This window comes from Actinomadura sp. KC06 (assembly GCF_004348735.1).
In the GTDB taxonomy this organism is placed as follows: domain Bacteria; phylum Actinomycetota; class Actinomycetes; order Streptosporangiales; family Streptosporangiaceae; genus Spirillospora.
Genome location: NZ_SMKT01000113.1, coordinates 15,768 through 28,787 on the forward strand (window position 1 = coordinate 15,768; position 13,020 = coordinate 28,787).

The window sequence follows — 13,020 nt, forward strand, 5'->3', positions numbered from 1 at the left end:
ACCCCCCCGGTACGGGATCCAGCGACGCACGATCCGGCGTTCGAGCCGGATCTCCGGATTTGCTCTTGTGGCGGAGGTTTCGCGGTGTGTGCGGCGTGGTGCCGTTTCACGGGCCGCCCGTCCCTCCGGGGGCGGTGTGGCGTTCGGTGCCACTGAGAACTCTAGGGGTGTGATGCCACGGTTGCGGACTAGGAAAACCCAGGTCTCGGTAAACGGTACGTAGTCATAGATGTGCGTTGAGTAGTCATACGGCGAGCGGGCGGTCCGGCGGGACGAGCGGTGTTTGGGAACGGTCCATTGCGCGCGGCGGCGCGATGGTCGATGGATCGCGGGCGTTCAGCGGACGGGCGTGCCCTCGGGCAGGTGCAGCTTCATGAGCGCGCGGCCGGCGCGGCGCGGGACGCGGCGGCGGGTCAGCAGCGACACGACGATCATGATGGCGAACGCGGCGGGCGCGGCGACGGCGGCGGGCTGGGTGAGGACGACCTGGGGCCAGCCCGTCCAGGGGCCGTGGAACAGGCGGGCGGCGCCCGCGGCGACGGCGAGGCCGCCGCCGACGAGGAGCCCGGCGGCGGCGCCGGGGGCGGTGAGGCCGCGCCACCAGATGCCGAGGACGAGGAGCGGGCACAGGGAGCACGCCGACACGCAGAGGGCCACCGTGACGAGGCCGACCACGCTCTGCGGGGCGATTCTCGGCAGCACGGCCAGCGGCGCGGCCAGCGCGAGCACGACGCCGAGGCGGAACGCCGTGACGCCGCTGCGGCGGCGGACGCTCTGGGAGATCGTCCCGGCGAGGGCCACGACGATCCCGCAGGACGTGGAGATGAACGCGGCGAACGCCCCGGCGGTGACGAGGCCGGTGAGCAGCGCGCCGCCGGGTCCGGGGATCATCCGCTGCGGCAGCGTCAGGAGGGTCGCGTCGGTGTCGCCGGTCATCAGCAGCTCGGGAGCGTAGAGGCGCCCCAAGGTGCCGTAAAGGATGGGGAACACGGAGAACAGGGTCAGCATGACGGGCACGAACGCGGCGGTGCGGCGCGCGGAGGCCCCGTCGGCGCTGGTGTAGAAGCGCATCAGGACGTGCGGCAGGCCCATCGTGCCGAGGAGGATGGCGAGCAGCGCCGAGTAGATGCGGTAGAGGCCGATCTCCCCGCCGCGTCCGAACGGCGTGGCCCAGGTGACGCCGTCCTGGACGGGCAGCCGTTCGGCGTGCGGCACCGCCGCGCCGGCCGGGAAGCGGATGTCGGTTCCGGCGCCGATGGTGTGCCGGCCGGGCGCGAGGTGCACGGTCTCGCCGTCGCGGGCGACGCCGTCCACGTGTCCCCGCGCGGTGACGGTGACGGCGGCGGGCACGGTGACGGCGGCGTCGGTGCGCACCTCCACCCGCGTGGCCCGGTCGAAGTTCGGCGGGACGGCGGAGACGGGATCGGGGGCGCCGGCGAGGTTCCACACCGCGATGAGCGCCATGGCGGGCACGGCCACGGCGACGAGCTTCAGCCAGAACTGGACGGCCTGGACGGCGGTGATGCCGCGCATCCCGCCGGCGGCGGCGAGCAGCAGCGCGACGGCGGCCACGACGGCCCAGCCCGTCCAGACGGGGGCGCCGGTCAGGACGCGCAGCGTCACCCCGGCGCCCTGGAACTGCGGCACCAGGTAGAACCAGCCGGTGAAGCAGACGCAGGCGGTGACGATCCGCCGGACGGTCCGGGAGCCGAGCCGCCATTCGGCGAAGTCGGGGACGGAGTAGGCGCCGGACCGGCGGAGCGGCGCGGTGACGAACGCGAGGAGCAGGACGTATCCGGCGGTGGCGGCGATGGGGAGCCACAGCGCGTCGGCGCCGTAGGCGAGCACCAGCCCGGCGGAGCCGAGGAACGCGGCGGCGGAGATGTACTCGCCGCTGATCGCGGACGCGTTCCACCAGGGGGTGACGCCGCGCGAGGCGACCAGGGAGCCGGCGGCGGGCCCGGCGGAACGGCGGCCGCGGACGGACGCCGCCACCAGCGCCGCGGTCGCCGCGATCAGCGCCGCCGCCACGGCCAGCGCGGTCACGGACGGCCCACCGCCTCGCTCTGCGGGGCCTGCGGGGGCGTCCTCCCGGTTGGGCTCCCGCACGCGACCGGTCCCGTGAGGTCGCGTTCCGCCCGTTCGGCGCGTCTCAGCTGCCGCATCGCCACGGTGATCCACACGGGCTGGACGCCGAACGCCAGGACGAGCCAGAACAGCGGGACGCCGCGCACCCCGACGCCCGCGACCGCGGGCGCGAGCACGAGCAGCGCGGGCAGGCCCGCCACCACGGCGATGACGATCGCGCAGGTCCGGAGGGCGATGCCCAGCTGGCGCCGGATGAGAGCGGACACCGCGGCACCGCCGACCGCCACAGAACGGGACGAGTCGGTATGAAGAGGATCGGAATCCGGCGGGTCGGATCCGGGGGGCTCCGGCCCGGCGGCGGAGCGTTCGGCGGGCCGGGTTCCGGACGGCGGCGCGGCGCCGTCCCCCGGCGTCCGCGCGTGGACGGTCGCGGTACCGGCGACCGCCACCCGGCGTTCACCGTTCATCGGGGCCGCCTCCCCCGCCGCCGTCCACCGCGCCGCCGTCCGCGCCGTCGCCGCCGGCGGCCGTCCCGTCCGGGTGGTGGAACCTGCGGACGAGCCGGTCCCGCACCTCGCGGGTGTGGCGGCGGCTGACCTGCAGCAGCTCGTCCCCGATCTGGACGGCGGCGCGGCCGCCGTTGAACCGCACCTCGGTGATGTGCGCGGACGCGACCAGGGTGCTGCGGTGGATCCGGATGAACCCGGCCGCCTCCCACCGCTTGGTGAGCGCCGACAGCGGCATGCGGACGAGGTATCCGCCGTCGGCGGTGTGCAGCCGGACGTAGTCGCCCTGCGCCTCGACATGGGTGACGGCCCGCCGGGAGACGAGCCGGGTGCGTCCGCCGAGCTCGACGGGGATCATCTCGTCCTCGGGGTCGCGGCCCTCCGCGGCGGGGGCCGGATCCGGCCGGTCCACGGCCCCGGCCACGCGCCGCACCGACTCGGCGAGCCGCTCCGGGCGGACGGGCTTCAGCAGGTAGTCGAGCGCGCCGAGCTCGAAGGCGGTGACGGCGCAGTCGTCGTGGGCGGTGACGAAGACGACGTGCGGGGGCGCGGCGAAGCCGGTGAGGAGGCGGGTGAAGTCGAGCCCGTCGAGCCCGGGCATGCGGATGTCCATGAAAACGGCGTCGAGGCGTTCGCCCTCGACGAGCATCCGGCTCAGGTCGCGCAGCGCGGACGAGGCGTCGCCCGCGCAGCTGACCCGGCCGACCCGCGGATCCTTGCGGAGCAGATAGGTCAGCTCCTCAAGCGCGGGACGTTCATCGTCGACGGCCAGGACGTGCAGCATGAGGGCGACTTTGCCGCGATTACCGTCTGTCCGCAATCGGTTCCGAAAAGTGAGTGGCGTGTCGTGGCGGCGCGGCTCAGTCCGGAAACACGCCCGGACGGTACTTCGGGACGCGCAAATTGACCTTGGTTCCGGCGCCCAGAGCGGTCTCGACGGTCAGCCCGTACTCGTCCCCGTAGACCTGTCGCATGCGCTCGTCGACGTTGGCGAGACCGATGCCGGGGTCGCCGCCGGGACGCCGCGCGCGGGTCGCGACGCTGCCCCATCCGGTCGGTCCCGGCCGGCCCAGCGGCGCGGAAAGGATCTCCTGGAGCCGTTCGGGGTCCATGCCGACGCCGTCGTCCTCGACGCTGATCGCCGCCTCGGCGCCCGAGTCGCGCGCGACGATCGAGATGTGGAACGCCTCGCCCGCGCCCTCCATGCCGTGCCGGATCGCGTTCTCGACCAGCGGCTGCAGGGCGAGGAACGGCACCGCGACGGGCAGCACCTCCGGCGCGATGTCGACGCGGAACTGGAGCCGCTCGCCGAACCTGGCCCGTTCCAGCAGCAGGTAGCGGTCGATGGAGCGCAGCTCGTCGGCGAGGGTGGTGAAGTCGCGGGGGTTGCGGAAGGAGTAGCGGGCGAAGTCGGCGAAGTCGAGCAGCAGCGCGCGGGCGCGCTCGGGGTCGGTGCGGACGAACGAGGCGATCGTCGTCAGCGAGTTGTAGACGAAGTGCGGGGAGATCTGGGCGCGCAGGGCCCGCATCTCGGCCTCGGCGAGCCGGATGCGGGCGTTGTCCAGCCCGGCGAGCTCGAGCTGGCCGGTGACCAGCCGGGCCGCCTCGCCGACCGCCCGGACCCGCGCGGTCGACGGGTGCCGCCAGTAGACGGTCAGCGTCCCCTCGACGCGTCCTTCGACGGTGAGTGGGGCGACCATCGCGACCTGGACGGGGCACAGCGGGTCGCGGCAGCTCATCAGCTCGGGGGCGATCACGCGCGGGCGGCCGGAGGCCAGCACCGGCAGGACGTCCCGGACGGCTCCCGCCGCGTGGGCGTCGCAGGCGGCGCCGTCCCAGGCCAGCAGCCTGGGCGCCGCCGGAACGCCGGGATGGTCGTCATCGAGGCGGTCGTCGTCGAAGTCGTCGAGGTCGTCGTCGGACGGGGGCAGCACGCCGACCAGCGCGACCGCCTCGGCGCCCAGCAGCGATCGGAGCCGCCGGGCGGCCTTGCGCGCCGAGTCCTCGGTCAGCCCGGCGCGCAGCGGCGGCGACGCCCGCGCGATCAGGTGCAGGGTCGCGAACGCCGCCTGCTCGGCCGCGTCGACCGGCAGGCGACTGGGCAGGCGCCCAGGCAAGCGGCCGGGCAGGCGGCGCGGAAGCCCGCGTGAACGGCCGCGCAAAAACCCGCGTGCGACGCCACGCGCGACGCCTCGCGGGAGACCTCGCGCCCAGCCGCGCGGGAAGTCGCGTGCGAAACCGCGCGTCCGGTGCAGCGTCCAGGCCGCCGCGGCGGCGCCGGCGGCACCGGCGGCCGTGGCGCACGCGACGACGTCCGCGACGGACGGTAGAACCATGACAACGTACGGTAACGTCTGTCGTCCGCATGGGACGGTGTGTTGCCAATTTACGAAGGTCTCGGATGGGCCACGCCACAGGAGTTGCGGACGGTCTGACAGGTCACAGGGGCGGCGACTCGCCCTCGTCCTCCTGGTAGGAGTACCGCTGTTCCCGCCACGGGTCGGCGACGTTGTGGTAGCCGCGTTCCTCCCAGAAGCCGCGCCTGTCCTTCACCAGGTACTCGACGCCTCGCACCCACTTCACGCTCTTCCACGCGTACAGGTGCGGGACGACGATCCGGATCGGGAAGCCGTGCTCGGGACTGATGCGCTCGCCGTCGCGGTGGGTCGCGAACACCGTCCCGTCGGCGAGGAAGTCGCTCATCCGGACGTTGGCGCTGTAGCCGTACTCGGCCCAGACCATGACGTGCGTGACGTCCGGCGCGGGCGGCGCCAGCTCCACGATCGCCGAGCCGGAGACGCCCTCCCATTCGTTGTCCGGGATCGTGAACTTGGTCACGCAGTGGAAGTCGGCGACGGTCGTGATCCTCGGGAGGGCGTCGAACTCGTCCCAGGTCCAGCGGTGCTGCTCCCCGGACGCGGTCGCGCCGAAGACGCGGAAGTCCCAGTCCTTGGGCCGGAACTTCGGCACGGGGCCGTAGTGCAGGACGGGCCAGCCCCGGGGGACGTACTGGCCGGGCGGAAGATCGCGCGGCTCCGGTGCGGACTGCTCGGGGTGGGACATGACGCCGCCATCCTGCCATCCGGAGTGAGGTGAGCCATATTCGGGGTCCGCGGGGGGTTCACGAGGGGCCCGCGCGGGACCCGCCGGGTCCGGCACCGCGCGGGAACCGTTAAGCTGGGGCCGTGCGCAACGTCGTGTATTTCTTTTGGTTCGACCAGCCCGGGCGGCTGGTCTGCCAGACGCTGCGCTGACAGACCTCATGTCGAGAGCCCCGGGCCGCACTGGCCCGGGGCTTTCGTCGTTCCAGGGGTTGCTCGCGGGATCCACCGGGGATCCCGGGCGAAGGAGAGAGGCAGCACACCAATGGTCGTCGTCATGGCCCCGGAGGCCAACGAAGCGGACATAGACGCCGTCGTCTCACTGGTCGAGACGGCGGGCGGCGAGGCCTTCGTCAGCCGCGGCGTGGAGCGGACCATCGTCGGGCTCGTCGGCGACGTCCAGCAGTTCGGGACGCTGAACCTGCGCGGTATGCGCGGCGTCAGCGACGTGATCCGCATCTCCGCGCCGCACAAGCTGGTGAGCCGCGAGAACCACGCCGAGCGCTCGGTCGTGCGGGTCGGCGGCGTGCCGATCGGCCCGGGCACCATGACACTGATCGCCGGCCCGTGCGCGGTGGAGACCGCCGAGCAGACCCTCGGCGCCGCGCAGATGGCGCAGGCCGCGGGCGCGACGCTGCTGCGCGGCGGCGCGTTCAAGCCGCGGACGTCCCCGTACGCGTTCCAGGGCCTCGGCGAGGCCGGCCTGCGCATCCTCGCGGACGTGCGGGAGGAGACGGGCATGCCGGTCGTCACCGAGGTGGTGGACGCCGCCGACGTCGACCTCGTCGCGTCCTACGCCGACATGCTGCAGATCGGCACCCGCAACGCGCAGAACTTCGCGCTGCTGCAGGCGGCGGGCGAGTCCGGCAAGCCGGTCATGCTGAAGCGCGGCATGAGCGGGACGATCGAGGAGTGGCTGATGGCCGCCGAGTACGTCGCGCAGCGCGGCAACCTCGACATCGTGCTGTGCGAGCGCGGGATCCGCACGTTCGAGAGGGCGACCCGCAACACCCTGGACATCTCCGCGGTGCCGGTGGCGCAGCGCCTCTCCCACCTGCCGGTGATCGTGGACCCGTCGCACTCGGGCGGCAGCCGCGACCTCGTCCTGCCGCTGACCCGCGCCGCGATCGCGATCGGCGCCGACGGGGTGATCATCGACGTGCACCCGCATCCCGAGACGGCGCTGTGCGACGGCCCGCAGGCCCTGGTGGACGGCGATCTGCGCGAGCTGGCCAAGGTCGTCCGTGACCTGCCGCCCATCGTCGGCCGCGCCCTCACCCAGGCCCAGGACCCCGACGCCGTGCCCGCCTGATCGGCCGGATCGGCTGAACCGGCCATATCGGATATCGTGCGGTCCATGGCTTACTGGACCCCGAACTGCGGACCGCCGCGCTCCTGACGGGGCGCGGCGACCGCACTCGCTGATCGAGTCCTGACACGGCCCGGCGCTGCAGGCGCCCGGCCGTGTCCTCCTGCGCCCCGAATCCGGATCACCTTCGTCCGATTCGAGGTCAGGAGCTTCACCCGTGTCTCAGCACGCGTCCGTCCGGCATGCGTCCGGCAAGAACTCCTCCGCCCGCGTCCGTGCGCGCGGCGGCGGCGCCGACATCCTGGTCGCGGCGTCCCTCTGGGGGACGACCGGGACCGTCCGCACCTTCGCGGACGGGTCGTCCGCGCTCTCGGTCGCCGCGATCCGCATCATCGTCGGTGGCCTCGTCCTGCTCGGCTTCGCCGCGGCGTCCCGGCGCGGCGCCGGGCTGCGCCACCTGTTCCGGAACCGCCGCAACTGGCCGCTCGTCGGCGCCGGCGCGGTCACGATCGCCGTGTACCAGGCGGCGTTCTTCGTCGCCGCCGGACGCACCGGCGTCGCGGTCGCCACCGTCGTCACGATCGGCAGCGCGCCCGCGTTCACCGGCGTGATCGGGCTCGCGACCCGGCGGGCGGCGCCGACCCGCCGGTGGGCGCTGGCGACCGCCGGGGCCGTCGCGGGCTGCACCCTGCTCATCTGCAGCGGGCTCATCAGCGGTGGCCAGGACGCCGGCGTCGAGCCGGGCGGGATCGCGCTGGCCCTGCTGTCCGGGCTGTCGTACGCGGCCTACGCGACGATCGCGTCCGTCCTCATCACGCGCGGCGAGGAGGACCGGGCCGTCGCCGGATCGCTGTTCGGGACGGCGGCCGTCCCGCTCGTCCCCGTCCTGCTCGCCGAGCCGACCGGATGGCTGGCCGGCGGGCAGGGCGCGCTGATCGCGCTCTACCTCGGCGTGATCACCACGGGCGGCGGCTACCTGCTGTTCGCGCGGGGGCTGCGCACGACGCCCGCCACGACCGCGACGACGCTGACGCTCGCGGAGCCGGCGGTGGCCGCGGTGCTCGGCATGGCCCTGCTGAACGAGCGGCTCGGCCCGGTCGCGCTCGGCGGTCTCGCGCTGCTGGCGGCGAGCCTGGTGGGGCTGGTCATGCCCGTCCGGAGGCGGAACGATGGCGAACATATACAGGCCGGTAACAAATTGGTATGAACCACTGGCCGGGGGCGGTCACGGCGGGAATGATGTCCCGCATGACTACGGGCGATGACGCCGGGGGGCGGCTGTTCCCGGAGGATCTGGACGGCGTCGACCCGGTCGCCGCGGTGATGCTGGCGGATGCCTGCCGCGCCGTGTCCGCCTACCCGGAGCTCGTGCTCCTGGGCGCGCTGTTCACCGCCGCGGAGCACGTCCAGGACGGCTGGCAGATCGTGTGTCCGTGCGACCCGCTGCCCCAGGGCGCGCGCGAGCTCCTCGCCGTCCACCTGGAGGACCGGGCGGCGACGGCGCGGGACGTCGCGCAGGCGCGGCAGCTGGTCGCCGCGGCGCGGACGCTGCAGGACGAGGCCGCCGACGAGGTCACGGCGGGCGGGCGGCGGTTCCGGATCGTGCGGATCGAGCAGCTCGTCCGCACCGGCCCGGACGGCCCCGAACCGCCCCGCCCCACCGACCTGGACGCGCTGCCGGCCCGCGACCGGGTCGCGGGCCGCCCCTACGACCTGCTGCCCGAGGACGGCGCGGCCTCCGGCTACGCGATGTCCGAGCTGCTGTGCCAGGTGCTGGACGCGTCCGCGGCGGGCGGCGGCGAGCCGTCCGGCGCGTTCCTCACCCCGGTCGCGCTCGCGCCCGCGTTCACCGTCGCGGAGCGGGGCGAGCGGCGCTGGCGCCCGGTGGGCCGCCTGCACGACGCCCCGCAGCAGGCCCGCGACTCGCTGGTCACCTACTTCCGGCACGTGGTGCCGGCGGTGGAGAGCCCCGCCGCGACGGACGTCGCCCGGTTCGCGGAGGCGGCCGAGCTGATGGAGGACGAGACGCGCCGCAACGGCATCGCCGTCGCCGGGCGCCGGTTCCGCATCGTCCGCATCGAACGCGTCACGCTGATGGGCCCCGACGGCCCCGAACCCCACCGACTTCGACGCCCGCTGAGCGCCCTTTCGTGAACCGCCGCCGCGTGCGAACCGCCGCCGCGTCAGGCGGCGGGGTCGGCGTAGGCGGGGCGGTGCTCCTGGACGGACTCGGCGAGCTGGTCGGCGAGCTCGCCGGCGTCGAGCCGCTTCTCGATCTGGCGCAGGTCGTCGATCTTCGCCTTGGTCTCGGCGCGGCGGGGCGCCAGCATCGTGCAGCAGTCCTCGTCGGGCAGCTCGGAGATCGCGAGGGTGCGGATCCGGCGCGCCTGGTCCATGATCTCGATCTTGTCCATGCCGACGAGGGGCCGCAGGATCGGCAGCTCGACGGCGTCGTCCAGCGCGGTGATGTTGGTGAGCGTCTGGCTGGACACCTGGCCGAGCGCGTCGCCGGTGATCAGCGCGGCGCCGCGCAGGCGGCGGGCGAGGACCTCGCCGGTGCGCAGCATCAGCCGGCGCTGCGCGATGACGGCGAGCCGGTCGGCGCCGGACGACTTGATCTGCTGCTGCGCCTTGCCGAACGGGACGACGAACAGCCGGGACCCGCCCTGGAACTTGTCCAGCTCCCGCACCAGCGCGTACGCCTTGTAGATCGACTCGGGCCCGGTGAACGGCATGCCGGAGAAGTGCAGGTAGTCGACGCGGAGGCCGCGGCGCATCATCCGGTAGGCGGCGACGGGCGAGTCGATGCCGCCGGACATCAGCACGAGGGCGCGGCCGCTCATCCCGACGGGCAGGCCGCCCTGGCCGGGGAGCCCGCCGGAGTAGACGAACACCTCGTCGCGGTCGACCTCGATCGACAGGGTGTGCTCGGGGTCCTTGAGCCGGACGGGCTGCCCGTACTTGGCGGTCAGAAGGGCGCCGATGTGCCGGTCGAGCTCGGTTGAGGTCATCGGGAACCGCTTGTCGCGGCGGCGGGACCGGACGGCGAACGTGCCGGTCCGGCCGTCCATGAGTTCGAGCGCGGCGCGTTCGACGCTGGCGAGGTCCTTGCCGACGCGCCAGGCGCGGTGCGCCCACACGATGCCCATGACGTCGGTGACCCGCTGGGCGACGCGGTCCATGGTGGCAAAATCAGCACCGTATCGGCGGACGATGAACACGCCGTGGCGCCGGATCACGTCCACCCGCGCGATGGGGCGGACGGCGGCGCGCACGTTGTCGGCGAGGCGGCGCTCGAACTGCTCGCGGTTCTTGCCCTTGAGGACGACCTCGCCCAGTTTGAGCAGCACGCACGGCTCGCCGTCGACCGGCGACTGCTCCCGGACGTCCGCCGGAGCGGGGTCGAGCGTGGTCATGCGTGATCCTCCTGGCGGGAACAGGGTCCGAGGGTGAACTCCCAGTGTGGCCCAGATGGACCAACACCGCGACCTCGTATGCGTGTTCCCGCCGGGAGGGCCCGGTCAGCCGAAGAAGACCTCGGACTCGGAGTAGCGCTCCAGCGGGACGGTCTTCAGCTCCTTGGTCGCCTCGTCCAGGCCGACGCGGACGATGTCGGTGCCCTGGAGCGCGACCATCTTGCCGTAGTCGCCGTCCTTGACGGCGTCGATCGCCTGGAGGCCGAAGCGGGTGGCGAGGACGCGGTCGAACGCGGTCGGGGTGCCGCCGCGCTGGATGTGCCCGAGCACGGTGGCGCGGGCCTCCTTGCCGGTGCGCTTCTCGATCTCGTCGGCGAGGGCCTGCCCGATGCCGCCGAGCCGGACGTGCCCGAACGCGTCCCGCTCCTTGGCCTGCAGCTGCATCTGCCCGTCGACCGGGTGGGCGCCCTCGGACACCACGATGATCGGCGCGTAGCGGGTCTTGAACCGGCTCTCGACGTACTCGCAGACCTTCTCGATGTCGAAGGGCCGCTCGGGGATCAGGATGACGTTGGCGCCGGCGGCCATCCCGACGTGCAGCGCGATCCAGCCCGCGTGGCGGCCCATGACCTCGCAGATAAGCGCGCGGTGGTGGCTCTCGGCGGTGGTGTGCAGCCGGTCGACGGCCTCCATGCCGATGTTCACCGCGGTGTCGAAGCCGAAGGTGTAGTCGGTCGCGTTGAGGTCGTTGTCGATCGTCTTCGGGACGCCGACGACGTTGACGCCGTTGGCGTACAGCTCGCGCGCGACGCCGAGGGTGTCCTCGCCGCCGATGGCGATCAGCGCGTCCACGCCGAGGCCCGCCAGGTTGTCCTTGATCCGCTCGACGCCGCCCTCGACCTTGACCGGGTTCGTCCTGGACGAGCCGAGGACCGTCCCGCCGCGCGGCAGGATCCCGCGCACGGCCTGGACGTCGAGCGCGACGGTGTCGCCTTCGAGGGGGCCGCGCCAGCCGGCCCGGAAGCCCACGAACTCGTAGCCGAAGACCTGGACGCCCTTGCGCACGACCGCGCGGATCACCGCGTTCAGGCCGGGGCAGTCACCGCCTCCGGTCAGCACTCCGACGCGCATGCCGTCTCCTTCTCCCGCCACCGGGCTCCTCCCTCGATTCACATGGCCAGACTAGTCGTCCGGGCATGGCGGCACGGGCCATTCGCCGGGGGTCCCGGCGAGCCGCCATTGGTCTAGACCATAGTCCCTGGCGAGGGGTCGCTGCGCCGTTATCGGCCCTGCCGGCGGGATCGACGCGACGGATTGCGCCCGATCACGCGGACACGCCCGCGGACCTGCACCGCCGCCCCGCCCGGCACCCTTCGCACGGCCGCCGCCCGGGGCCGCGGCGGCGACGCGCCGTCGTAGGACCAGCGGGCCTCGGCGAGCGCCAGTTCCCGCGCCGCTTCGGCGTCGAGATCGTCGTGGTGCGCCCGTGCGAAATCCCAGCCGTCCCTGAACGATCCCTGCGTCGGACGTTCGGCCGCCCAGGCGGCGAACGCCTTCGTCCAGGACGTGCCGTGGAAGGCGGCCAGCGCGGGCCAGGCGCGGGCCGCCTCACCGGCCCGTTTGAGCAGGATGCCGTGGGCCGCCGCACGCACCGCCTCTGCGTCGAAACCTTCGGGCATAGGCCCTCCCGCCGTCATCGCCCGGACGAGCGCCTCCTGCGCCGCCGCCAACCCGGCGTCGTACGGCCCGCTCATGTGACGGCCGGAAGCCCGGAGGCGACGGCTATGGCGTCGAGTTCGGCCCGGAGTTCGGCGGCGGGCGGGTAGCGGCCGTCGCGTTCCAGCAGAAACCCGGGTGGACGGTGGCGGGCGCACAGCTCCCCGATCAGGTCCAGGACCTCGGACGGGACGGCGGCGGCGTGCGTGTCGTGGTAGCGGCCGCCCTCCTCGGAGCCTCCCGCGACGTGGCAGTAAGCGATGCGTTCGAGCGGCAGGCGGTCGAGGAGGGCGGCGGGGTCCTCGCCGCGGTTGCGGGCGTTGGCGTAGACGTTGGCGACGTCCAGCAGGAGGAGGGCGTCGGTGCGTTCCAGCAGCTCGGTCAGGAAGTCGGCCTCGGTGTACTCGGCGTCCGGCCAGTCGAAGAGCGTGGCGATCGGCTCGACGGCCAGCGGCACCGGCAGCTCGGCGGCGGTGCGGCGGATGTTGGCGGTGAGGGCGTCCAGCGCGGCCCGGGTCCGCGGGACCGGCAGCAGGTGCCCGGCCTCGATCCCGCCCGCCCGGACGAACGCGACGTGCTCGCTCACCAGCGGCGCCTTGAGGGCCTCGGCGCAGGCGGCGAGATGCGCGACCCGTCCGGCGGCCACCGGCTCCGCCCCGCCGAGCGAGAGCTTCACGCCGTGCGGGACGATCGCCGCGCCGCGGTCGCGCAGTTCCAGCAGGCCGGGCGCGGGATGCGCCGGATGCACGGACTCGGCGATCACCTCGGCGAAGCGCAGCCCGGGCAGCGCGCCGACGAACCCCGCGATCTCCGGACGCCAGCCGATGCCGACCCCGAGGTCCGGGACGGTCACGTCAGCTGCCTCCGCCACCGCAGCCTCCCCC

Annotated in this window: 12 protein-coding genes; 3 read left to right on the forward strand and 9 right to left on the reverse strand. The window is 73.7% G+C overall.

The annotated features are described in order from the left end of the window. Nucleotides 1-336 precede the first annotated feature (336 nt). From E1287_RS29520 to E1287_RS29545, 5 genes are all read right to left on the reverse strand, one after another. A complete protein-coding gene (locus E1287_RS29520) occupies nt 337-2,046 on the reverse strand; it encodes a cation acetate symporter (RefSeq protein WP_207934534.1) in 1,710 nt (569 codons plus the stop codon). Next, nucleotides 2,043-2,555, reverse strand: a complete 513-nt coding sequence (locus E1287_RS29525) for a hypothetical protein (protein ID WP_131968536.1) — start codon at nt 2,553-2,555, stop codon at nt 2,043-2,045. The genes E1287_RS29520 and E1287_RS29525 overlap by 4 nt, the downstream gene beginning before the upstream one ends. Beyond that, nucleotides 2,545-3,378 carry a LytTR family DNA-binding domain-containing protein gene (locus tag E1287_RS29530; RefSeq protein WP_131968537.1) on the reverse strand — a complete coding sequence of 278 codons (834 nt, stop codon included), beginning with the start codon at nt 3,376-3,378 and terminating at the stop codon, nt 2,545-2,547. The genes E1287_RS29525 and E1287_RS29530 overlap by 11 nt, the downstream gene beginning before the upstream one ends. A gap of 76 nt (nt 3,379-3,454) precedes the next feature. After that, nucleotides 3,455-4,930, reverse strand: a complete 1,476-nt coding sequence (locus tag E1287_RS29535; RefSeq protein ID WP_207934535.1) for a histidine kinase — start codon at nt 4,928-4,930, stop codon at nt 3,455-3,457. A gap of 103 nt (nt 4,931-5,033) precedes the next feature. After that, entirely contained in the window at nt 5,034-5,657 is a 624-nt protein-coding gene (locus E1287_RS29545; RefSeq protein WP_131968540.1) for a sulfite oxidase-like oxidoreductase, read from the reverse strand. Nucleotides 5,658-5,960: 303 nt separating this feature from the next. On the opposite strand from E1287_RS29545, the gene aroF reads away from it, so the two are divergent. From aroF to E1287_RS44020, 3 genes are all read left to right on the forward strand, one after another. After that, nucleotides 5,961-7,007 carry a 3-deoxy-7-phosphoheptulonate synthase gene (gene aroF, locus E1287_RS29550; protein WP_131968541.1) on the forward strand — a complete coding sequence of 349 codons (1,047 nt, stop codon included), beginning with the start codon at nt 5,961-5,963 and terminating at the stop codon, nt 7,005-7,007. A gap of 214 nt (nt 7,008-7,221) precedes the next feature. Next, nucleotides 7,222-8,211: an EamA family transporter gene (locus E1287_RS29555; RefSeq protein ID WP_131968542.1), complete on the forward strand. Its 990-nt coding sequence runs from the start codon at nt 7,222-7,224 to the stop codon at nt 8,209-8,211. A gap of 41 nt (nt 8,212-8,252) precedes the next feature. After that, nucleotides 8,253-9,158, forward strand: coding sequence for a DUF5954 family protein (locus E1287_RS44020; RefSeq protein ID WP_165969234.1), 906 nt, complete (start codon nt 8,253-8,255; stop codon nt 9,156-9,158). A gap of 29 nt (nt 9,159-9,187) precedes the next feature. Here the strand turns inward: E1287_RS44020 and thiI are convergent, their stop codons facing one another. The 4 genes from thiI to E1287_RS29580 form a co-directional block, all read right to left on the reverse strand. After that, complete coding sequence (gene thiI / locus E1287_RS29565) at nt 9,188-10,420, reverse strand: tRNA uracil 4-sulfurtransferase ThiI (RefSeq protein WP_131968543.1); 1,233 nt, start codon at nt 10,418-10,420, stop codon at nt 9,188-9,190. Between the two features lie 105 nt (nt 10,421-10,525). Next, the gene (locus E1287_RS29570; RefSeq protein WP_131968544.1) at nt 10,526-11,551 is read right to left on the reverse strand and encodes a 6-phosphofructokinase; all 1,026 of its coding nucleotides are present in this window, start codon (nt 11,549-11,551) and stop codon (nt 10,526-10,528) included. Between the two features lie 149 nt (nt 11,552-11,700). Then, on the reverse strand, nt 11,701-12,174 hold the full coding sequence (locus tag E1287_RS29575) for a hypothetical protein (RefSeq protein WP_131968545.1): 474 nt from the start codon (nt 12,172-12,174) through the stop codon (nt 11,701-11,703). Further along, nucleotides 12,171-13,020: DUF692 domain-containing protein (locus tag E1287_RS29580; protein ID WP_207934536.1), on the reverse strand; the 850-nt coding region annotated here is incomplete at its 5' end. The genes E1287_RS29575 and E1287_RS29580, both read right to left, overlap by 4 nt.